Source organism: Vreelandella massiliensis, assembly GCF_900155385.1.
Classification (GTDB): domain Bacteria; phylum Pseudomonadota; class Gammaproteobacteria; order Pseudomonadales; family Halomonadaceae; genus Vreelandella; species Vreelandella massiliensis.
The window spans coordinates 618,879-639,710 of record NZ_LT699744.1; the positions used below are offsets into that span (position 1 = coordinate 618,879).

Below are 20,832 nucleotides of genomic sequence, written 5' to 3' on the forward strand. Positions count from 1 at the left end.
CCGCCATCTTCAATGTAGATGCAAAAAAAACTGACGTCCAGGGCTAAGCAGATGAATTTTGCCCAAGGCGAAGGCTGCTTTCATTAGCGCTAAGCGGTATGTTGTCAGCTACGATAGAGTGTCCAGTCATGAAACAGCCGGGGGAGACAAGATGGCCGAGTGGGGCTTGATTGATAGCCAGTTTTTGCCTTTTTTGATTGCCATCACGCTGCTTTCGTTAAGCCCCGGGGTGGATACGCTGCTGGTGATTCGCAATACCGCACGCGGAGGCGTCGGCGACGGGGTGATGACCAGCGTGGCTATTTGTTGCGGGCTTTTTGTACACGCCACGATTTCAGCGCTGGGTATTTCGCTCATACTCTTGCAATCCGCCTGGGCGTTCCATGCCCTCAAAATGGTAGGGGCTGCCTATTTGATTTGGCTGGGTATCAAAAGCTTGTTGGAGGCAAGGCGCGGGCAGGGGCTTCCGGTGGCGGGGGTGTTGCAATCACGCTCGCGGGTAGCATGGTGGCAGCCAATGAAGGAGGGGTTGCTCTCTAATGTACTCAACCCCAAAACGGTGGTGTTCTATATGGCGTTTTTGCCACAGTTTATCGCCCCCAGTGATCCGGCCCTGCTTAAATCGCTGTGGTTGGCCGGTGTTCACTTTGTGATCGCTAACCTATGGCAAATCAGCGTGGTATGGATGGTGGGCGGCGCCAGCAAGTGGCTTGCGAGCGCGCGCTTTGCGCAGTGGCTCAATGGGCTAACAGGTGGCGTGCTGGTGCTGTTTGGCATCAAGCTCGCGCTTGAGCAGCGCCCGAGCTAGGCGCTGCGGTCAAAGCGGCTACTGTTTGGCCAGAAGGGAGTTGTCGTAGCGCACGGCTTGTTCACCGGCGCTTAGCAGCGAAATGCCCGAGGTATCTCCCCCTTGTGCGAGCGCGGCATATATGACCCGATAGCTCAGAACTGCCTGAACGTATTCGCGGGTTTCGCGATAGGGAATGCGCTCCACAAACAGATCGAAGGCCTCCACTCCCTGTTCTTCAAGCCAGCTGTCGACACGGCCTGGCCCGGCGTTGTAGGCGGCTGTGGCGGCTAGGCGGTTGCCACCGTAACGTGTCAGTTTATCGCGTAAGTAAGTGCTGCCCAGGCGAATATTGACCTCGGGGTCAAGAACACCATACGGCCCAGGGTCGGAGAGCCCGATTTCTTGGCTTACCTGAGCGGCGGTACCGGGCATGAGCTGCATTAACCCGCGTGCGCCGGCCGGTGAAAGCGCCTCGGGATTATATGCACTCTCGCGGCGGGCTATCGCCATCAATAAATAGGGGTCGACGCCGCTTAAACGCCCCCAGTGTAAGAACTGATCCGCATAGGCTTGGGGGAAGCGCCACTCAAGGGCATCCCAGAGCTCGCCGGCAATGGTGGTCTGCACGAGTAGCGCATGCCACTGCTGGTGATCGGCGTAGTCCGCCATGGCCAGCGCCTGCTCACGCGGGGCATGGCGCACGGTGTGTAGCCACTCGCTATAGGCTAAGCCTTTTTCACCGATTCTCATCAGCGCTTCGGTTCGCTGAAGGGCGGGTAGGGCCGCAAGCTGTTCGCGTGAGGTGTCATCAAAGCGATACTGCGCTAATTCCAAGCGAAAAGGCTGGCCAATACGCTCGGCGGCGGCGAAGCCGTAAAAATTGCGTTCGCTGGCGGCGTTTTGGAAGTGCGTTTGTGCCATCTCGGCGTTGCCGAGTTGTTCATTGGCCCGGGCAAGCCAGTATTGCCAACGGCTGGAAGCTTGCCGTTCGCTCGACATTTCACCGATCCAGCGAAGTGCTTCTTGCCATTGGCGTTGCCCCAGCGCACGGCGGACCCGCAGTTCGAGGACGCGCTCGCTGTCGATTTGAGCCAACGTGCGGTCTACCCAGTCGATAGTATCCGGTGTTTCTCTTACCAGGGCGTAAAACGCGAGTTCCTCTTCGATGGCGTGTCGCGTGGCGGTGGGTAGCGTCAGCGCTGGGATAATGGCGCGCCAGACGTTCAGCGCGGCAGCGGTATCGTCGCGGGTAAGCCGATACATGGCGGCGCGGTAGAAGCTAGGGGTGGCCGCGCAGCGCGGCCCAAGACAAGCGGGCGCTTGGCGCAGCGCCGCGGCATTATCCAGCTCGCTGACCGTCTCTTTGGCGCTCTGCCAATTGTCATCGAGTAGGCCGCTAAGGTACGCCATTAAGCGTGTTTCGTCTGCTTGCCAGGCGAGCATTTTGCGCTCCCAGATGGCGGTGGCGTCAATCACGCCGTTGGCGCGCAGCCGCTCGAACAGCGTATCGCAGGCACTTGGCTGGGAGTGGCCGACCTGCCATAGCGCAAGGCCGCCTGTGAAGGCGCGTTCGGGGTCGGTTTGCAAAAGCGCGGTGTAGTAGTGACAGCGCCGCTCACCGCCGCTGGGTTCACCGCTGGCCACCGCGCGCAAGTCGGCCCACTGCTTGGCCTCGCCGTACTGGGTGATCGCTTGGCCGCGAAGCCACTCGCTTAACGGGGAGTCGCGGTGGGTGTCGATATAGGCGTTGACACGCTCGGGAGAGACGCGGGGGAGTTCGTCGCGTAGCCGGTGGTAGTGGATATAGCCGTTTAAGAGGTGGTCGTTCACGGCGTCAAAATCGATACGCTCAAAGCGCTGCTCTCGCGCATCGGCCAGCGCTTGGCGCATCTCGCTATCGGAGAGTGCCCAGCTGCTTAAGGGGGCGCAGAGCAACACGATCGCGGTTAGCCGTAGCGCCCAGCGATCAAGGCTCAACAGAAAAGTGAAGCATGAGAGGCGCATGGGTGTGTCCTCGGTGGGGTAATTGAGTCAAGAGAGTGAACGAAATCAGTCGCCGCGTTTCTTAGTGGCCAATGGCAAAGCGCGTAATGACATAGGCGAAAGAGTGAATATGAACCCATTATCGACTTGGTGGCTAGTGCGTCGACTCAAATCGCGTGCTTGGGTGTTGAAGCGGATAGTCCGCGCCTTGAAGTGGTTTGTGCCCATGACCCGCGACGTGCTGCGCGGCAATTTTCGCCCCGTGCCCTGGCGCGCGTTTGGGCTAATGGCGTTGGCCCTAGGCTACCTGATACTGCCCTTTGATCTCATCCCTGATTTTCTGGTGTTGCTCGGCGTGCTGGATGACGTCATGATCGTGGGTTGGCTGCTCAATCGTATTGATGGGCAGTTGGAGGCCTATCGCTTATGGAAGCAGCATAAAGACACGCAAGACTCTCCCCCCTCTGCCGCTTGAAAAGCGCCGACTTAGCCCCATATTGGCTTTCACTTAACGCATTGAGCACCACGTGATGGTGGTTTGTCATGTGCTGCCTGTACTGAAAAAACCGTATTGAAAACCAACACCTTGATTGTTGAGGGCTAAGAGAATGACCACCGCGACACACGAAGAGACACTGGGTTTCCAGACGGAAGTCAAACAGCTGCTGAATTTGATGATCAACTCGCTCTACTCCAACCGGGAAATTTTCCTGCGCGAGCTGATCTCCAACGCGGCCGATGCGTGTGACAAGCTGCGTTATGCCGCGCTCGACAACGACGCGCTCTATGAGGGCGACAGCGAACTGCGTATCGAGATCGAGCACGATGCCGAGGCCGGCACCGTGACCGTTCGCGATAACGGCATCGGCATGAACCGCGATGACGTTATCGCCAATCTAGGCACGATCGCGCGCAGCGGCACGGCCGAGTTCCTCAAGCAGCTCTCCGGCGAGCAGCAAAAAGACGCCAAGCTGATCGGCCAGTTCGGGGTAGGTTTTTACTCTGGCTTTATCGTTGCCGACGAAGTGACAGTGCGCACGCGTAAAGCGGGTGCCCACGCCAATGAAGGCGTTGAGTGGCGCTCGCAGGGCGAAGGCGAGTTCACCGTCGCCGATATTGAGCGCCTCAAGCACGGCACCGAGATCGTCTTGCACTTAAAAGAGGACGCCAAAGAGTTCGCCGATGACTTCCGTCTGCAAAACTTGGTACGCAAGTACTCCGACCACATCGAAGTGCCGGTACGCATGCCCAAGACCGAGACCGCCAAGGATGACGAGGGTAACGAGATCGAGGGCAGCGAGGTCACGACCTGGGAAACCGTCAACGAAGCGACAGCGCTTTGGGTACGCCCGAAAAGCGAGATTTCCGATGACGAGTATAAGGCATTCTACAAACACGTCGCCCATGACTTCTCTGACCCGCTGACCTGGAGCCACAACAAGGTAGAGGGCAAGCTGGAGTACACCAGCCTGCTTTACGTGCCCAGCCGCGCCCCGTTTGATCTTTACGAGCGCGACGGCTCGCGCGGGGTGAAGCTCTACGTGCAGCGGGTGTTCATCATGGATGACGCTGAGCAGTTCCTGCCGCTCTATCTGCGCTTTATCAAGGGCGTGCTCGACACTCGCGACCTGTCGCTGAACGTCTCCCGCGAGATTTTGCAGCAAGATCCCAAGGTCGAAAAGATCAAGTCCGCGCTCACTAAGCGCGCGCTGGATATGCTCAAAAAGCTCGCCAAGGATAGCGAGAAGTACCAGACCTTCTGGAACCATTTCGGCAGCGTACTCAAAGAGGGGCCGGGCGAGGACTTTGCTAACCGCGAGACCATCGCGGGGCTCTTACGCTTTTCGACGACCCACACCGATAGCACGACCCAGGATCAGTCGCTGGCCGAGTACGTCGAGCGCATGAAAGAGGGCCAGAAGAAGATTTACTACATCGTGGCCGATGGCTTCAATGCGGCAAAAAACAGCCCGCACCTGGAGATCTTCCGGAAGAAGGGCATCGAAGTCCTGCTACTCAATGACCGCATCGACGAGTGGTTGATGAGTCACCTGACCGAATTCGACGGCAAGGCGTTCGCCGATGTCGCCAAAGGCGAGCTCGATCTGGGCGATGTCGAGGATGAAGCGGAGAAGAAAGCGCAGGAAGAGACCGCGAAAGCGAAAGAGGATTTGGTGAAGCGTGTGCAAGAAGCCCTTGGCGATGGCGTTCAAGAGGTGAAAGTCACCCACCGCTTGACCGATTCCCCCGCTTGCGTCGTGCTTCCCGAGCACGAGATGGGCTTCCAGATGCGCCGCATCATGGAGGCCGCTGGCCAGCCGCTACCCGAAGTGAAGCCGATTTTGGAGCTTAATCCCGAGCACGCGCTGGTATCGCGTCTGGAAAGCGCCGAAGGCGAAAGTTTCGATGCGCTCGCGCATATCTTGCTGGATCAAGCGATCATCGCCGAAGGCGGCCACCTTGATGATCCGGCCGCTTACGTCAAACGCCTCAACAGTGTCTTAACGGCATAGCTTTTGATGGCTTAATACACGCCGGCTCCACGTTCGGCCCGTTAGGTTCTCCTGGCGGGCCGTTTGTTTTGTTAAAGTGGGCATCAACGACACGAACACCTCACAACGATTAGGCTTGAGTCAGGGCGTTTTTATGGCAGAACAACAGATAAAAGTGGCGGTGCTGGGGGGCGGTAGCTTCGGGACGGCGCTGGCGAGTATTGCCGCCGACAACGGCGCACAGGTTCGGCAGTGGATGCGCGACGAAGCGTTGGTGGAGCAGATCAACCGCGAGCACCGAAACGGGCGCTACCTGCCGCACTACGCCATGAACCCGGCGGTGCAAGCGTCCACTGAGATGGCCGAGGTGCTAAAAGAGGCGGAGTTGGTGCTCATTGCCATCCCATCGAAGGCGTTTCGCAGCGTTGTTCAAGCCGCCAAGCCTTGGCTGACCGCCGAGCAGATACTGGTGAGCACCACCAAAGGCATTGAGCAGGAGAGCTTTATGCTGATGAGCGATGTGCTGGCGCAAGAGACGGGCTCTGCCCATATCGGCGTGATCGCCGGGCCCAACCTTGCTTCGGAAATCGCCGACAAGCAGCTAACCGCCACGGTCGTGGCAAGTGGCGATGCGCTGACGCGAACCCGGGTGCAGCAAGCGCTCGGATGCCGCTATTTTCGCGTGTATGCCAGCAACGACCGTCACGGCGTCGAGCTAGGCGGCGCCCTGAAAAATATTTACGCCATCGCGGCCGGCATGGCTGCTGCCTTAGGCATGGGGGAAAATACCCGCAGCATGCTGATGACCCGGGCCTTGGCGGAAATGAGCCGTTTTGCCGTGGCCCACGGGGCAAATCCGATGACCTTTCTCGGTCTGGCGGGCGTGGGCGATTTGATCGTCACCTGCTCATCGAATCTGTCGCGCAACTACCGTGTGGGCTACGCCATGGGCGAGGGTCGCACGCTCGAAGAGGCCGTCGATGCGCTGGGCCAGGTGGCCGAAGGCGTCAACACCGTGAAGCTGGTGTGCGCCAAAGCCGCTGATATCGGTGTTTATATGCCACTGGCCGAAGGGCTTTACCACGTGCTCTTTGATGGCGTGCCGGCACAGGATATGGCGCGGATGCTGATGATGGGAGAGCAGAGTAGCGACGTGGAGTTCGTCCTGCCGCGTGAAGCCGTTCAGCAAGCCCACCGTGAAACCGGAGGCTGGCATGAGCCCTAACCTGTTCATCATGCGCCACGGCGAGGCCGCCCCCGGCGTGCCCGACAGTTCTCGGCGTTTAACCGCGCAAGGCGAACAGGAAGCCATCACCATGGCAAGTTGGATGGCCCGCCGCCAAAGCCGCGGGCAGTTAGAAGCGCTGCGGGTCATCGCCAGCCCCTATACCCGTGCTCAGCAAACCGCCAACGCCGTGGCCCAAGCGCTCGGCACTCGCGTGGCGACTCACCCAGGCATTACGCCGGAGGACGCGCCCCAGGCCGTGTGTGATTGGCTGGTGGCGCAAGAGGGCGATCTGCTGCTGGTGAGCCATATGCCCCTTGTGGGCGCGCTCACCGGGCTTTTGGTGGAAGGGCGTGCGGATCGTGGTTTCGGCTTTCCCACTGCCGCGATCGCAGAGTTAGAAGCCGATGTCTGGGCCGCCGGCTGTGCGCGGCTAACCCGCTTTACAGAACCCCGGCAGTTGCAGGGCTAAAGCCTTTATTGATACGCCAAGGCCCCGCTGCCGTCGCAGGGGGCCTTGGCTAACGCTTTGTGGGCTTAGAGCTTGGCGTCGAGCTTCTCTTTCAACAGCTGATTGACCTGCTGCGGGTTGGCGGTGCCGCGCGAGGCTTTCATCACTTGGCCGACAAAGTAGCCAATCATCTTGCCGCGCTTTTCCGGTTCGGCGTCGCAGTACTGCGCCACCTGAGCGGGGCTCGCGGCAATCACCTCATCGATCATCGCTTCGATGGCGCCGGTGTCGGTGACCTGTTTCAAGCCTTTGGCCTCGATCACTTCATCCGCGCTTTCCCCCTGGTTATTCCAGAGAGCCTGGAACACCTGCTTGGCGGCCTTGCCGTTGATGGTGTCGTCCATGACGCGGGTGATGAGTTCGCCGAGCTGGCGAGCGTTGATCGGGCTCTCTTCGATGCTGAGGTTTTCGCGGTTTAGTGCGCCGGAAAACTCGCCTTGAACCCAGTTCGCGGCCTGCTTGGCATCGCCGCAGGTGTTTTTCACTTCTTCAAAAAACTCCGCCATGGGGCGGCTGGCGGAGAGCACATTGGCATCGTAAGCCGAGAGGCCAAGCTCGCTCTGAAAGCGTTCGCGCTTATCGGCGGGAAGCTCCGGTAGGGCATCGCGCAGATGCTCGACGTAGGCTTGGTCGAGCACCACGGGCAGAAGGTCCGGGCAGGGGAAGTAGCGGTAGTCGTTGGCCTCCTCCTTGGTGCGCATGCTGCGGGTTTCATCGCGCTCCGGGTCGAAAAGCCGCGTCTCCTGCTCGACCTTGCCGCCATCCTCGATCAGCTCAATCTGGCGCTCGACTTCAAAGGCGATGGCGCGTTCCACAAAGCGGAAGGAGTTAACGTTTTTGATCTCGGCACGGGTGCCGAACTCCGGCTGCCCCGCCGGGCGCACCGAGACGTTGACGTCGCAGCGCATGGAGCCCTCGGCCATGTTGCCGTCAGAGATGCCAAGGTAAGTGACGATCGAGTGGATAGCCTTAAGGTACGCGGCCGCCTCTTTAGCGCTGCGCATGTCCGGCTCGGAGACGATCTCCAAAAGCGGGGTGCCGGCGCGATTTAAATCAATGCCGGTCATGCCATGGAAGTCTTCGTGCAGCGACTTGCCCGCATCCTCCTCCAAGTGCGCGTGGTGTATGCGCACGCGCTTGGTGGTGTCGTCATCCAGCGTGATTTCCACTTCGCCCGGGCCGACGATGGGATGGTACATCTGGCTCGTTTGGTAGCCTTTGGGCAGGTCGGGGTAGAAGTAGTTCTTACGGTCAAACACCGAGACTTCGGGGATTTCAGCGTGTACGGCCAGGCCAAACTGCACGGCCATGGCCACCGCTTGCTCGTTTAGAACGGGCAGCACGCCGGGGAGCCCGAGGTCAACGGCACAGGCTTGGCTGTTGGGTTCGGCGCCGAACGCCGTGGAGGCGCCGGAGAAAATCTTCGATTTAGTGGCGAGTTGAACGTGGACTTCCAGCCCAATCACGGTTTCCCATTGCATTAGGCGGTCTCCTCAGCGAAAGCGGGGCGTTTCTGGTGCCAATCGGTGGCTTGCTGGAACTGGTGCGCGACGTTTAAGAGCTGCGCTTCGGCAAAGTGAGTGCCGAGAATCTGAAGGCCGACGGGGCGGTTGCCGACAAAGCCGGCGGGGACGCTGATACCGGGAATGCCGGCGAGGTTTACCGCGATGGTGTAGATATCCTGCAGGTACATCGAGACCGGATCCTTCTTAGCGCCGAGGTCAAAGGCGGGCGTCGGCGAGGCTGGTCCCATCAGCACGTCCACATCCTCAAAGGCGTTGAGGAAGTCTTGACGGATCAAGCGGCGCACCTGCTGCGCTTTCTTGTAGTAGGCATCAAAAAAGCCTTCGGAAAGCGTGTGGGTGCCGATCAAAATGCGGCGCTTCACCTCGTCACCGAAGCCCTCGGCCCGCGAGCGTTTGTACAGATCCATCAAGTCTTCTGGGTTTTCGCAGCGGTGGCCAAAGCGCACGCCATCGTAACGCGAAAGATTGGAGGAGGCCTCCGCCGGAGCAATCACGTAGTAGGCGGGGATGGCGTAATGGGTGTGCGGCAGGCTCACTTCGCGCACGCTGGCGCCGAGGGATTCATACACCTTGACCGCCTCAAGCACGGCGTTTTCCACTTCGGGGTCAAGGCCGTCGCCGAAATACTCGGCGGGTAGGCCGACTTTAAGCCCAGAAAGCGGTGCGTCGAGGGTTTCGGCATAGTCAGGCACGCAGCGGGCTACGCTGGTGGAGTCGCGCGTATCGTGTCCGGCGATTACGTTCAGCAGGTGGGCGCAATCCTCGGCAGTGCGGGCCATGGGGCCGGCCTGGTCAAGGCTTGAGGCGTAGGCGATGATGCCGTAGCGCGAGACGCGCCCATAGGTCGGCTTGAGCCCGGTAATGCCGCAGAAGGAGGCCGGCTGGCGAATCGACCCGCCGGTATCGGTGCCCAGTGCCGCGGGGGTGAGTCCTGCCGCAACGGCGGCGGCGCTGCCACCCGAGCTACCGCCGGGGACCGCGCTTAAATCCCACGGGTTTTTGACCGCACCGAAGTGGCTGTTCTCATTGGAGGAGCCCATGGCGAACTCATCCATGTTGGTTTTGCCAAGGCTGACGCTGCCGGCGGCATAGAGCTTTTCCACCACGGTGGCGTTGTAGGGGGCAACAAAGTTGTCCAGCATTTTGGAGCCGCAGCTGGTCTTGACCCCTTGGGTGCAGAAAATATCTTTCAGCGCCAGGGGGACACCGGTGAGCAGGCCCGCTTCCCCGTTAGCGCGCGCTTGGTCGGCGGCGTCAGCCTGGGTAAGCGCTTGCTCGGCGGTCACGCTGATAAAGCTATTGAGCGTGATATCAGCCTTTTCAATGCGCTGAAGGTAGTAAGCCGTTAACTCTCGGCTAGAGAGCTCGCCGCTTTTTAGCGCAGCAGCGAGCTGCGTAAGCGTTTTGTCATGCATGACCCGGAAGCTCCGTTCGGGTGATGATTGAAGCGTCAAAAGATGACGGTCGGTTCAGTTTGCTTGGCTGATTTCCCAGCGCTTATTCGACGACGCGTGGCACCAAGTAGAGGCCCTCTTCAACCGCCGGGGCGCAGCGCTGGAAGGCGTCGCGCTGATCGGTTTCGGTGACTTCGTCAGCGCGCAGGCGTTGAGTGGCGTCAAGGGGATGCGCCAGTGGCGCCACACCCTGGGTATCGACACGCTGAAGCTGATCGACCATGTCTAAAATTTGGCTTAAGTCATCGACAAAGCGGCTGGCTTGGTCATCGCTAATCGCGAGCCGGGCCAAATGGGCGGCTCTACGTACATGGGTCTCTTCAAGCGCCATGATCGAAAGTCCTCTAAAATGAAAAAGCGCGCGGCGTGTGCCTGCGCGGGGAACACAAATAGCCCCAAAAGGTACCATATCTTGGCCGGCGCGGGCAGTGTTAGGCGAGACTCGTGCTTGCTGCCAGGGGGCCCGAGTGATACCGTTTGCATCCGCATAGGGTTCCCGGTCTGCACTAGGTAACAACATCCATGTTCAAACGTTTGAGGGGGCTGTTTTCCAGCGATCTGTCGATCGATCTGGGTACGGCCAACACGCTAATTTATGTCCGCGGTCGCGGTATCGTTCTCGATGAGCCGTCGGTGGTCGCTATTCGCCAGTCAGGCAATATGCGCAGTGTTGCCTCTGTCGGGGCCGATGCTAAGCGCATGCTTGGCCGCACGCCCGGCAATATCACCGCGATTCGTCCGATGAAAGATGGCGTCATCGCCGACTTCACCGTCACCGAGCAGATGCTGCAGCACTTTATCCGTAAAGTGCACCAGAGCACCTTCCTGACGCCGAGCCCGCGCGTGTTGGTGTGTGTGCCGTGCATGTCGACCCAGGTTGAGCGTCGCGCGATTCGTGAGTCAGCTGAAGGCGCCGGCGCTCGCGAGGTGTTCTTGATCGAAGAGCCGATGGCCGCCGCCATTGGCGCGGGTTTGCCGGTGGAAGAAGCGCAGGGCTCGATGGTGGTCGATATCGGTGGGGGTACCACCGAAATTGCGATCATCTCGCTCAATGGCGTTGTCTACTCCGAATCTATTCGCGTGGGCGGCGATCGCTTCGATGAGGCAATTACCGCCTACGTGCGTCGCCACTACGGCAGCCTGATCGGCGAAGCCACCGCCGAGCGCATCAAAGAAGAGATTGGTTGCGCCTATCCCGGCGGCGAGCTGCGCGAAATTGATGTGCGCGGGCGCAACCTGGCCGAGGGTATTCCGCGCAGCTTTACTCTCAACTCCCACGAGATTCTGGACGCGCTCCAGGAAACCCTGGGCTCGATCGTGGCGGCGATTAAAAGCGCGCTGGAGCAGTCACCGCCCGAATTGGCCTCCGATATTGCCGAGCGTGGCTTGGTGTTAACCGGGGGTGGCGCGCTGTTGCGCGATCTGGATAAGCTGATTTCCGAAGAAACCGGCTTACCCGTGATCGTGGCAGAGGACCCGCTGACCTGCGTGGCGCGTGGTGGCGGCAAAGCGTTGGAAATGATTGATCAGCACACCTTTGAGTTGCTGTCGAGCGACTAGCGTCAGCGGTTAATTTGCGGAGGTATTGCCTATTAAACCGCTGTTTTCGCACGGTCCACTGCCGGGGTACCGCCTCTTCTTCTGCGTGCTGGCGGCCAGCGCGCTGATGTTTGCCGATCAGCACTTTACCCGTATGGATAAGGTGCGCGCCAATCTCTCCATGGTGGTGGCGCCGATCCAGTGGGTGGTGAGCTGGCCCAGCGACTTACTCAGTTGGGGCACGGTCGCACTCTCTGATCAGCAGGCCCTGGTCGACGAAAACCGCCAGCTACGCGAGCAGATATTGATGCTTTCGCATCGGGGCCAGCGCATCTCCAGCTTGCGGGCGGAAAACACCGAACTGCGTGAGCAGCTCAACGCCGCCCAGCGACGCGACATTCCGTTTATCAGCGCGGAGCTGCTGTCGCTCGACAATGACCCTTTCAGCCACCAAATGGTGGTTAATCGTGGGCACCGCCATGGCGCTTATGTGGGTCAGCCGGTGATCGATGCGTTTGGCCTTGTGGGGCAAATTACCGCGGTCTCCGCCTACTCCAGTCGCGTTCTGCTGGTCGCCGATGCGAGTCACTCGCTACCGGTACACGTGAATCGTAACGGCTTGCGTTTTATTGCCCAGGGCGCGGGAGATTATCAAACCCTGAACGTGCTGCATGTGCCGGATACGGCGGATATTCGCGTCGGCGATTTGCTGATGACCTCAGGTCTGGCCGGACGCTTTCCGCCGGGGTATCCGGTGGCGCGAGTGACCGAGGTGGTGCACGACCCGGGTGAGCCGTTTGCCCAAGTGAGTGCCGAGCCGATGGCGCGGTTGCAGCGTTCGCGCCACTTTTTGCTGCTTTTCCCGCCGCCGCGTGAAGAGGTTGATGAGAGCGTGTGGGATGAGCACTTTGCGCTCACCTCGACCGCCCTGCGCAGTGCGCAGCAGTTAAGTGCGACCCTACGTGCCCCTTCATCGTCCCTGCAGTCAACGGAGGCTCGCTGATGGCTCGTGCCCCTGTCGTACCGTTAGTGGTGGTGTGGCTGACACTCCTGCTGGCTCTGTGCCTGCAAGCCATGCCGTTAGCGGAAGGCTGGCAGCTCTACCGCCCTGACTGGTTGGGATTGATGCTGATTTACTGGTGCATGCGTGTGCCTGACCGCGTCGGTGTGCTGCACGGTTTTACCCTTGGCTTACTGCTTGACCTGATTGAAGGCGTGCCGCTGGGGCAAAATGCGCTGACGCTCTCTTTATTGGCGTTTTTGTGCGCGTTGGTTTACCCGCGTTTTCGTGCCTACTCCTTAGTGCAGCAAGCGGTGCTGGTGTTGGTACTGCTGGGGATTGTGCAGTTGCTAGCGCAGTGGGTGCGCACCTTCTTGGGGGATTTTTCCATCCATTTGGCGTTCCTGATTCCCTCGCTTATCAGCGCGGTACTATGGCCGTGGCTCGCCACCATGTTTTACGCACTGGAGAAACGCTTAGCGGCTTCTTAGTGCAAAAACGGACTAATGTTAAATGGCACTGACGTTAAAGGGTACTTGTGAGCTAAGGGCGCTATGAGCAAAGAGTCACCTGTTTTATGTTTGGCCTCCGCCTCGCCGCGCCGGCGGGATTTACTGGCAGCGATAGGGGTAAGCGTCGACGTTCACCCTTGCGATATCGATGAAACACCGTATGCAAGCGAGCCGGCCCGCGACTACGTCGTGCGCTTGGCCCGCGAAAAAGCGCTGGCTGCTGCATCGTCAACATCGCTGCCAACGCTAGGCTCTGATACCGCCGTGGTGCTCGACGGTGACATTTTGGGCAAGCCCACGGATCAAGAGCATGCGGCCAGCATGCTCAAGGCGCTATCCGGGCGAACGCACCAGGTGCTCACCGGGGTAGCAGTGAGTGGGCCGCACGGCGTGCTCACCCAATGCGTGGAAACGCGTGTCACCCTGCGTGCGCTAAGCGAGGCAGAAATCAGCGCCTACTGGGAGACCGGCGAGCCGGTGGATAAAGCCGGTGGCTATGCGATTCAGGGGTTAGCTGCGGTTTTTGTGGCCTCCCTTGAGGGGAGTTATTCGGCTGTGGTCGGGTTACCCTTGTATGAAACCGCCGCGCTTTTACGTCGGCAAGGCGTAGCGCTGTGGGAAGGTAAACTCAGGTAAAGCATCCACGTACCAATCAATAAGGAAATGGGCATGAGTGGTGAGGTTCTCATCAATTTAACACCGATGGAAACCCGCGTGGCGCTGGTCGAAAACGGTGTCCTACAGGAAGCGTTGATCGAGCGTTCTCGTCGTCGCGGCATCGTAGGCAATATCTACAAAGGTAAAGTGGTGCGCGTTTTGCCTGGCATGCAGGCTGCCTTTGTCGATATTGGCCTGGAGCGCGCGGCCTTTATTCATGCTCACGAAGTGATGCCCTCGGGAACGCCAACCGAGGAGCAGCAGACCATCGGGCAGCTTTTGCACGAAGGGCAGGCCTTGGTGGTGCAGGTCACGAAAGACCCCATCGGCACCAAGGGCGCGCGGCTGACCACGCACCTTTCGGTGCCGTCGCGCTATCTGGTGTATATGCCCGACTCGCCACACCACGGTGTGTCTCAGCGCATTGAGGACGAAGGCGAACGCGAACGGCTCCGGGGTCTTTTAGAGCAAGGGGTGGCGCAACAAACGCTGGAGGTCACGGGGGGCTTTATCGTGCGCACGGCAGCCGAAGCCGTGAGTGAGGAGGAGCTTTCCAGCGATATGCACTTTCTTCTGCGCCTCTGGCGCAAAGTCAGCGAGCGCAAAATTACCGCGACTCCGCCCACGGTGATTTATGATGACCTGCCGCTTTTTATGCGCACATTACGCGATGTGATGCGCGACGATATCGAGAAGGTAAGAATCGATTCGCGGGAAAACTTCGCCAAGCTCGTCGAGTTTGCCGAGGAATTTATGCCTAGCGCCGTCGAGCGCATTGAATACTACCCCGGTGAGCGGCCGATTTTTGATCTCTACAGCGTTGAGGATGAGATCCAAAAAGCGCTGGGGCGCAAAGTGCAGCTCAAATCCGGCGGATACCTCGTGATAGACCCCACTGAGGCGATGACCACCATTGATGTCAATACCGGTGGCTATGTGGGACATCGCAATCTTGAAGAGACGATCTTCAAAACCAACCTAGAAGCCGCCACGGCCATCGCCCGTCAGCTGCGGCTGCGCAATCTAGGCGGTATCATCATTATCGATTTCATCGATATGGAGGATGCCGAGCACCAGCGCCAAGTGCTAAGGGTGCTGGAGAAAGCCTTGGAGCGCGATCACGCTAAAACCAAATGTACCGGCGTCACCGAGTTGGGGTTAGTCCAGCTCACCCGCAAGCGGACCCGAGAAAGCCTGGAGCAAACCCTTTGCGAAGCGTGCTCCACCTGCTCGGGCCGCGGCACGCTGAAAACGCCCGAAACGGTGTGCTATGAGATCTTCCGCGAAATACTGCGTGAAGAGCGCGCCTACAGCGCCGAAACGTACATGGTGCTAGCGTCTCAGGCGGTGGTCGACCGGCTGCTGGACGAGGAGTCGGCGGCGGTGGCCGATTTGGAGATGTTTATTCACAAAACCATTCGCTTTCAAGTCGAGCAGCACTATTCTCAAGAGCAATACGACATCGTACTGATGTGAGCCCATGACGCTTTCGATGCTGCGCAAGTGGTTGCTTTTAGGGCTGGCGTGCTGCCTCGGCACGCTCGCCGTCATCTTGCTGTTGGTGCGCTTGCTGATGAGTCAGGCAGAGCAACTGACACCACAAATAGAAGCGCTGCTTGAAGCCCGTATCGGGGCGCCGGTGACGATTGAGGGAATTTCCCTGTCCCTGGCGCGCAGTGATCCGCAGTTAAGCCTCACCGGGGTGAGTGCCACCACAGAGGCGGGTGAGCGTCTTTTTAGTCTTGAACGACTTCACTTGCGCCTAGATAGCTGGGCTTCTCTCTCAACCCGTGCCCCCGTGTTTCGTAACGCTTACATGCGCGGCTTTGCGGTACACTTCTATCAAGGCAGTGGTATGGAGTGGCGGTGGCCTAGACCGGCCTCGCTTCCGTTTGAGCTTGGTGCTGATCCCACCCTTGACCTAGAAACGCTGGATGCGTGGATAGGCCTGTTGCTGCAACAGCACTTGCAGGTGGAGGAGACTCGCATTGTGCTGCACGCCCGCGAGGAGAAGGCAACGCTTAAGGCACCGTCACTGGTGCTGACAGGGGATGCCCGACGCACACGGTTGGAAGGCCAAGTGACCATCGATTCAGGTGCGCTTGATGAGCGCGCGGATGCGCCACCGGCGGCGCACATGCGCGCGGAAATGCAGCCCGGACAGCAGGGACTGCGCGATTTCTCCGCCGCGTTGCAGCTCGATATGCAACTCGACCATTTATCGACCCTGATGGAAATTCTGCGCCCGGTCGCAGCACCGCAGCTGGCGGATATTAATGGCAATGTGCGCCTGTGGGGCCGCTGGGGAGAGGGCGTTCTGCAGGAGGCGCGGCTGTCGGCCGATATTCCTGAACTCACCCTGCTTCAATCCCATCAGCTGGCGCTGCTGCGCAATATCAGCGCGCAAGGGGTTTGGCAACGTAGCGGCGAGGGTGGGCAAGCCTGGCTGAGTGGGGATGCCGAAAGCGTAGAGTGGGCGAGCCCGGAGCAAGTGGGGAATCGCCCGGCGCTGCCACACCACTGGTACTTCTCCCATCAGCCAGGGGAGTGGGAACTGCGAACCAGTGGGTTTGAGCTGGCCTCACTGGCGGCCTGGCATCGTTATATCAAGCTGCCCGAATCGCTTACCCGCGTATTAAATACGTTAAGCCCACGCGGCAATGTCGAAGGCTTTAGCCTGGGGCAAAAGGCGGGAGATTGGCGGGTTGATGCGGCAGTGCGCGACCTCAAAGCTTCGCCTTGGGGCAGAGCGCCTGGCGGTGGCCCCTTTGATGCCTGGGTTCAGGCGCGTAACCAGCGTGGGCGCGTGCTCTTTTCAGACTCAGGCGAGAGCTCACTGGAATTCCCCGATCTTTTTGCTGAGCCGCTAACGCTCGACCACGCCCAAGGCGAGGTGGAGTGGGTCTACGACGGTCCTGTTGCCTTAGTCAGTGGCAAGCAGCTTGAGGTCGAGTGGAACGGGGCGTCAGTGACAGGCAATTTTGGCTTGGTTAACGCCGCCGGGCGTGGCCGTTTCGGCTTGGACTTGGCATTTAGCGATGTCGATGCGCTAAATCGGCCGGTACAGTCTTGGTTGCCTGTGTCGATGATGGCCCCTGATCTCACCGAGTGGCTAAGTCGCGACATTAGTGGCTACGTGGAGCGCGGCGCGCTAACCGTCGGCGTTCCCTTTGGGGCGCAAATAGACGATCAAACAGCAACCGCTGCGCTGGATTTGACCATCGAGGAAGGCGCTATCCCCATTGCCCCTGGCTGGCCGATGCTCACGGATATCCAGGGGCAGCTACGCTGGCACTCCAGTGAAGGAGTGAGCGCGACGGCTGAGCATGCGAAAAGCGAAGGCATGACGGCAAAAGATGCCCACATCACGCTGCAGGATGAGTTACTACGGGTTGATGGCGACGTAGAAGCCACCGGCGCATCGCTACTGCGTTTTTTGCAAGCTGCACCGCTGATCTCCTCAAATGTGCTGGAGCAAATCGAAGCGCAAGGCCGTATTGACGCAGCCCTTGCGCTGACGTTACCGCTGGGAAACCCGGAAGCACTAAGTGTGGACATTGAGGCAACGCCCAAGCTCTCCACGCTGCGCTATAAGCCGTTGGATTTACCCATTCGTGATATTGGCGGCGATATTGAGTGGCGCCAGCAAGGAGCGCGCGCTGATTTGCTGGGTAACGCCACGGGGCAGTTACTGGGGCGCGAACTTAGCGCGACGTTTCAGCCGGATCAAAATATCGCTTTTACGGGCATTGTGGGCGTTCGCGACCTGCTCGCTTTACTTGGTGCTAATAGTGAGGCACTGCCGTTATCGGGGCAGGCGTCTTGGCAAGGCCAGCTGGACTGGGGCAGCGACCCGCACTGGCACATGCAGAGCGATGGGCGAGGCGTGAGGGTGGATTTGCCGTCCCCATGGGGTAAAGCCGAAGATGAGAGGTGGCCCTGGACTCTCAGCGCGGACCTTTCCCGCGCGCGAATTGAGAGCGAGCTGGGAGAGATCGCTCACCTGCGTGCTCAGGCGATGGGAGGCACTCTGGCAGGCGCGGTAAACCTTGGCGATGCAGCCGCTAACGCGCCGCGCTGGCCAGAGCAGCCCGGGTGGCGAGTCGATGCGTTGACGGATGGGCTCAGCGGCAGGCTTCACTACGATAACGCCGCGCGCAATCCGGTCGATATTAGCGTTAGCCAGCTCAATTTGGATACGCTGTTAGCATGGGCAGGTCAGCTGCAGCGAATCTCGCCCTCCTCGGTTACCGATGAGCCTGAGGGGTGGATGCAGTCGGTGAAGACTCGGTTGCCGGCTCCCGCTACGTTTCCCGCCTGGCTGGAAAAGCTACCCGATGGGCGGCTTCGGGTGGCGGATATTGCCCTGGGGCCTGAGCGCTTTGGCCCGTTGACGGCGTATTGGCAAAGCGATAGCGAAAGCCTTTCACTGGCGCCGGTAGGGCTTACCCTCGGGGAGCTTTCCGCCCGCGGCGAGATGCACTGGGAGGGGCGCCCATATATTAACGAGACGCGGGCGGATATCACCTTGCTAGGGGGCGATGTAGGCACGGCACTGGAGCGCTTGAATCAGCCGGTGGCGCTACGCAGCCAGCGCACGAATGTCGCGGCAAATCTCACTTGGCCAGGCGCGCCGTGGCAATTTTCACTAAGTCGAGCCAATGGTGACCTGGCGCTTGATCTGCGCGACGGCCGCTTTGTCACGCTGAACTCGACACCGGCACGCTTGGTAGGGCTTTTGAATCTCGACAATATCCTGCGTCGGCTGCGATTGGACTTTTCCGACGTCACCGGCGAGGGCACTGCCTTCGACCTTGTTCAAGGGCAAGCCGACGTGACAGGCGGCCAACTGTTACTGCGTGGGCCATTGGAAATAGAGGCGCCTTCGTCCTCCATTCGTCTGACGGGTAGTGTGGATTTGCTGCAGCGTGAACTTGATCAGCGTCTTGGCGTCTCACTGCCTATTAGCCAGAGTTTACCTTTTGCCGCTATTGCCGCCGGTGCGCCTGTGGTGGGCGGTGCGCTGTTTCTTGCACACTCGCTGTTCGGTGATACGCTAAGCCAAGCAACCACGATTCACTATCGCGTGACCGGCCCCTGGGCCGCACCGAATGTTACTTTAGAAGGCTCTCGATGACACAACACACCTCTGATCTTGATCAGGCGGTCGCCACGCTCTTAACGCCTGGCGGTTTGGATCTCAACGGATTGGAAACCGGCCTTGACCATGCGATGGGCGCGGGTATTGATTACGCCGATCTCTATTTTCAACGCACCTGGCAAGAGGGTTGGGTGCTTGAGGATGGCGAAGTCAAGGAAGCGAGCTACAACATTGACGGTGGTGTAGGTGTACGCGCGCTCGCCGGTGAGAAAACCGGTTTTGCCTACTCGAACCAGATCACCGCGGATGCCTTAATCGATACGGGTAAAACGGCATCGGGGATTGTCCTTAGCGGTAAAAAACTGCCCGGGCAAGCGCTAAACCGGGTGAGCGCGGTCTCACGGTACGCGGGTATTGACCCGCTTGCGGGGCTAACGGCTGATGAAAAAGTCGCCATGCTCAAGGAAGCGGATCGTGTGGCACGGGCCGCCGACCCCAGCGTGAGCCAAGTCAGCGCATCGCTATCGGGCACCTACGAAGTGGTGCTTGTGCGCGCCAGTGATGGCACGCTCGCTGCGGATATTCGCCCATTGGTGCGTTTTAACGTCAGCGTGATCGCGGTCAAAAATGGACGCCGCGAGCGGGGCAGCGCCGGCGGCGGTGGTCGCTACTCAATGGCGAAGCTGCGCGATGCGAGGGTCGCCGAGCGTTATGGTAAAGAAGCGGTGCGTCAGGCGCTGGTGAACCTGGATGCTGTTGATGCGCCGGCGGGACAGATGCCGGTGGTGCTGGCCTCAGGGTGGCCGGGTATTTTGCTCCACGAAGCCGTGGGTCACGGGCTTGAAGGCGATTTTAATCGCAAAGGGAGCTCGGCCTTTGCCGGTAAGATGGGGCAGCGAGTGGCGGCCAAAGGCATTACGGTGGTGGATGATGCCACCATCGCCGATAGCCGAGGCGCCTTGAGTATCGACGATGAAGGCACGCCGGGGCAGAACACGCCACTGATTGAGGATGGCATCCTGACCGGTTACATGCAGGATAAGCTCAACGCGCGTTTGATGGGCATGGCGCCTACCGGCAACGCGCGGCGCGAGTCGTTTGCCCACTTGCCGATGCCGCGCATGACCAACACGGTGATGCTCGCCGGCCAGGAAAACCCTGATGACATTATCAAAAGCGTCAAGCGTGGCCTTTATGCCGTGAGCTTTGGCGGTGGGCAGGTCGATATCACCTCAGGCAAGTTTGTGTTCTCCGCCAGTGAAGCCTATTTGATCGAAGAGGGCCGGATCACCGCGCCCGTCAAAGGGGCCACGCTGATCGGTAACGGCCCAGAGGTGATGGGTCGCATCTCGATGGTCGGACACGACATGGCGCTCGACCCCGGTATTGGCGTGTGCGGTAAGGAAGGGCAGGGCGTGCCGGTGGGTGTCGGCCAGCCGACGCTTAAAATCGACGAGCTGACCGTGGGCGGCACGCAGTCTTAAGTCGCGCTCGCGGCGGTGAGCGCCTAAAGCGCGGCGCTATCGCGTAGGTGTTTGAAGAGCTTGCGGGCGCTGGCGGGCGGTTTGCCTTGATCGCGTTCGCGACGGGCGTTGCGCACTAACTGGCGTAGCGTTTGGCGGTCCGCATCGGGGTAGTCGGCCATAAAGCGCTCGATGCCGCTATCACCCTCATCGATAAGGCGGTCGCGCCACTTTTCCAAGCGGTGGAAGGCGTGGTCGCGCTGCTCGCGCTCTTGTTCGATGGCATCGAACTGCGCCTGAATGGCGGATAAATCCTCCTTGCGCATGAGCTTGCCTACGTACTGCATGTGTCGGCGACGGCCCTCGTGGGAGCGAATGCGCGCGGTTTCGTCAATGGCGCGCAGCAGGTCGTCGGACAGCGGAAAACGGGCGCGCTCGGCGGGCGACATGGCAATTAAGGTTTCGCCTAACTGCTGGAGTTCGTGCATTTCGCGTTTGAGCTGCGATTTGCTCGGACGAATGTCTTGCTCGTCCGGTTCAACGGGAGTGGGACGTTTTTTTGGCATGGTGCTCACAGCA

Annotated in this window: 17 protein-coding genes; 12 read left to right on the forward strand and 5 right to left on the reverse strand. The window is 59.7% G+C overall.

What is annotated here, in order from left to right; genetic code table 11:
- Nucleotides 1–151 precede the first annotated feature (151 nt).
- Nucleotides 152–808: a LysE family translocator gene (locus BQ9846_RS02845; protein WP_075879099.1), complete on the forward strand. Its 657-nt coding sequence runs from the start codon at nucleotides 152–154 to the stop codon at nucleotides 806–808.
- A gap of 18 nt (nucleotides 809–826) precedes the next feature.
- Here the strand turns inward: BQ9846_RS02845 and BQ9846_RS02850 are convergent, their stop codons facing one another.
- A complete protein-coding gene (locus BQ9846_RS02850) occupies nucleotides 827–2,794 on the reverse strand; it encodes a transglycosylase SLT domain-containing protein (protein ID WP_075879100.1) in 1,968 nt (655 codons plus the stop codon).
- Nucleotides 2,795–2,903: 109 nt separating this feature from the next.
- Between BQ9846_RS02850 and BQ9846_RS02855 the strand changes: the two genes are divergently transcribed.
- The 4 genes from BQ9846_RS02855 (at nucleotide 2,904) to sixA (ending at nucleotide 6,962) form a co-directional block, all read left to right on the forward strand.
- Entirely contained in the window at nucleotides 2,904–3,248 is a 345-nt protein-coding gene (locus BQ9846_RS02855) for a YkvA family protein (RefSeq protein WP_075879101.1), read from the forward strand.
- A gap of 133 nt (nucleotides 3,249–3,381) precedes the next feature.
- Entirely contained in the window at nucleotides 3,382–5,286 is a 1,905-nt protein-coding gene (gene htpG / locus BQ9846_RS02860; RefSeq protein ID WP_075879102.1) for a molecular chaperone HtpG, read from the forward strand.
- A 133-nt stretch (nucleotides 5,287–5,419) separates the two neighbouring features.
- A complete protein-coding gene (locus BQ9846_RS02865) occupies nucleotides 5,420–6,490 on the forward strand; it encodes an NAD(P)H-dependent glycerol-3-phosphate dehydrogenase (RefSeq protein ID WP_075879103.1) in 1,071 nt (356 codons plus the stop codon).
- Nucleotides 6,480–6,962, forward strand: coding sequence for a phosphohistidine phosphatase SixA (gene sixA, locus BQ9846_RS02870; RefSeq protein ID WP_075879104.1), 483 nt, complete (start codon nucleotides 6,480–6,482; stop codon nucleotides 6,960–6,962). Before BQ9846_RS02865 ends, sixA begins: the two co-directional genes overlap by 11 nt.
- Before the next feature lie 65 nt (nucleotides 6,963–7,027).
- Here the strand turns inward: sixA and gatB are convergent, their stop codons facing one another.
- From gatB to gatC, 3 genes are all read right to left on the reverse strand, one after another.
- Nucleotides 7,028–8,482 carry an Asp-tRNA(Asn)/Glu-tRNA(Gln) amidotransferase subunit GatB gene (gene gatB, locus BQ9846_RS02875; RefSeq protein WP_075879105.1) on the reverse strand — a complete coding sequence of 485 codons (1,455 nt, stop codon included), beginning with the start codon at nucleotides 8,480–8,482 and terminating at the stop codon, nucleotides 7,028–7,030.
- Nucleotides 8,482–9,942, reverse strand: a complete 1,461-nt coding sequence (gene gatA, locus BQ9846_RS02880; RefSeq protein ID WP_075879106.1) for an Asp-tRNA(Asn)/Glu-tRNA(Gln) amidotransferase subunit GatA — start codon at nucleotides 9,940–9,942, stop codon at nucleotides 8,482–8,484. Before gatA ends, gatB begins: the two co-directional genes overlap by 1 nt.
- Before the next feature lie 82 nt (nucleotides 9,943–10,024).
- Nucleotides 10,025–10,312: an Asp-tRNA(Asn)/Glu-tRNA(Gln) amidotransferase subunit GatC gene (gatC, locus tag BQ9846_RS02885; protein WP_075879107.1), complete on the reverse strand. Its 288-nt coding sequence runs from the start codon at nucleotides 10,310–10,312 to the stop codon at nucleotides 10,025–10,027.
- Nucleotides 10,313–10,503: 191 nt separating this feature from the next.
- On the opposite strand from gatC, the gene BQ9846_RS02890 reads away from it, so the two are divergent.
- The 7 genes from BQ9846_RS02890 (at nucleotide 10,504) to tldD (ending at nucleotide 20,274) form a co-directional block, all read left to right on the forward strand.
- Complete coding sequence (locus BQ9846_RS02890; protein ID WP_075879108.1) at nucleotides 10,504–11,541, forward strand: rod shape-determining protein; 1,038 nt, start codon at nucleotides 10,504–10,506, stop codon at nucleotides 11,539–11,541.
- A 25-nt stretch (nucleotides 11,542–11,566) separates the two neighbouring features.
- Nucleotides 11,567–12,523: a rod shape-determining protein MreC gene (gene mreC, locus BQ9846_RS02895; RefSeq protein WP_075879109.1), complete on the forward strand. Its 957-nt coding sequence runs from the start codon at nucleotides 11,567–11,569 to the stop codon at nucleotides 12,521–12,523.
- Nucleotides 12,523–13,011 carry a rod shape-determining protein MreD gene (gene mreD / locus BQ9846_RS02900; RefSeq protein ID WP_075879110.1) on the forward strand — a complete coding sequence of 163 codons (489 nt, stop codon included), beginning with the start codon at nucleotides 12,523–12,525 and terminating at the stop codon, nucleotides 13,009–13,011. Before mreC ends, mreD begins: the two co-directional genes overlap by 1 nt.
- Before the next feature lie 63 nt (nucleotides 13,012–13,074).
- A complete protein-coding gene (locus BQ9846_RS02905) occupies nucleotides 13,075–13,668 on the forward strand; it encodes a Maf family protein (RefSeq protein WP_075879111.1) in 594 nt (197 codons plus the stop codon).
- Nucleotides 13,669–13,701: 33 nt separating this feature from the next.
- Nucleotides 13,702–15,165 (forward strand): ribonuclease G, encoded by a 1,464-nt coding sequence (gene rng, locus BQ9846_RS02910; RefSeq protein ID WP_075879112.1) that lies wholly within the window; start codon nucleotides 13,702–13,704, stop codon nucleotides 15,163–15,165.
- Between the two features lie 4 nt (nucleotides 15,166–15,169).
- On the forward strand, nucleotides 15,170–18,826 hold the full coding sequence (locus tag BQ9846_RS02915) for a YhdP family phospholipid transporter (RefSeq protein ID WP_075879113.1): 3,657 nt from the start codon (nucleotides 15,170–15,172) through the stop codon (nucleotides 18,824–18,826).
- Nucleotides 18,823–20,274: a metalloprotease TldD gene (tldD, locus tag BQ9846_RS02920; protein ID WP_075879114.1), complete on the forward strand. Its 1,452-nt coding sequence runs from the start codon at nucleotides 18,823–18,825 to the stop codon at nucleotides 20,272–20,274. Before BQ9846_RS02915 ends, tldD begins: the two co-directional genes overlap by 4 nt.
- 23 nt (nucleotides 20,275–20,297) lie before the next feature.
- Here tldD and yjgA read toward each other — a convergent pair whose 3' ends face one another.
- A complete protein-coding gene (gene yjgA / locus BQ9846_RS02925) occupies nucleotides 20,298–20,819 on the reverse strand; it encodes a ribosome biogenesis factor YjgA (RefSeq protein ID WP_075879115.1) in 522 nt (173 codons plus the stop codon).
- Between the last annotated feature and the right edge of the window lie 13 nt (nucleotides 20,820–20,832).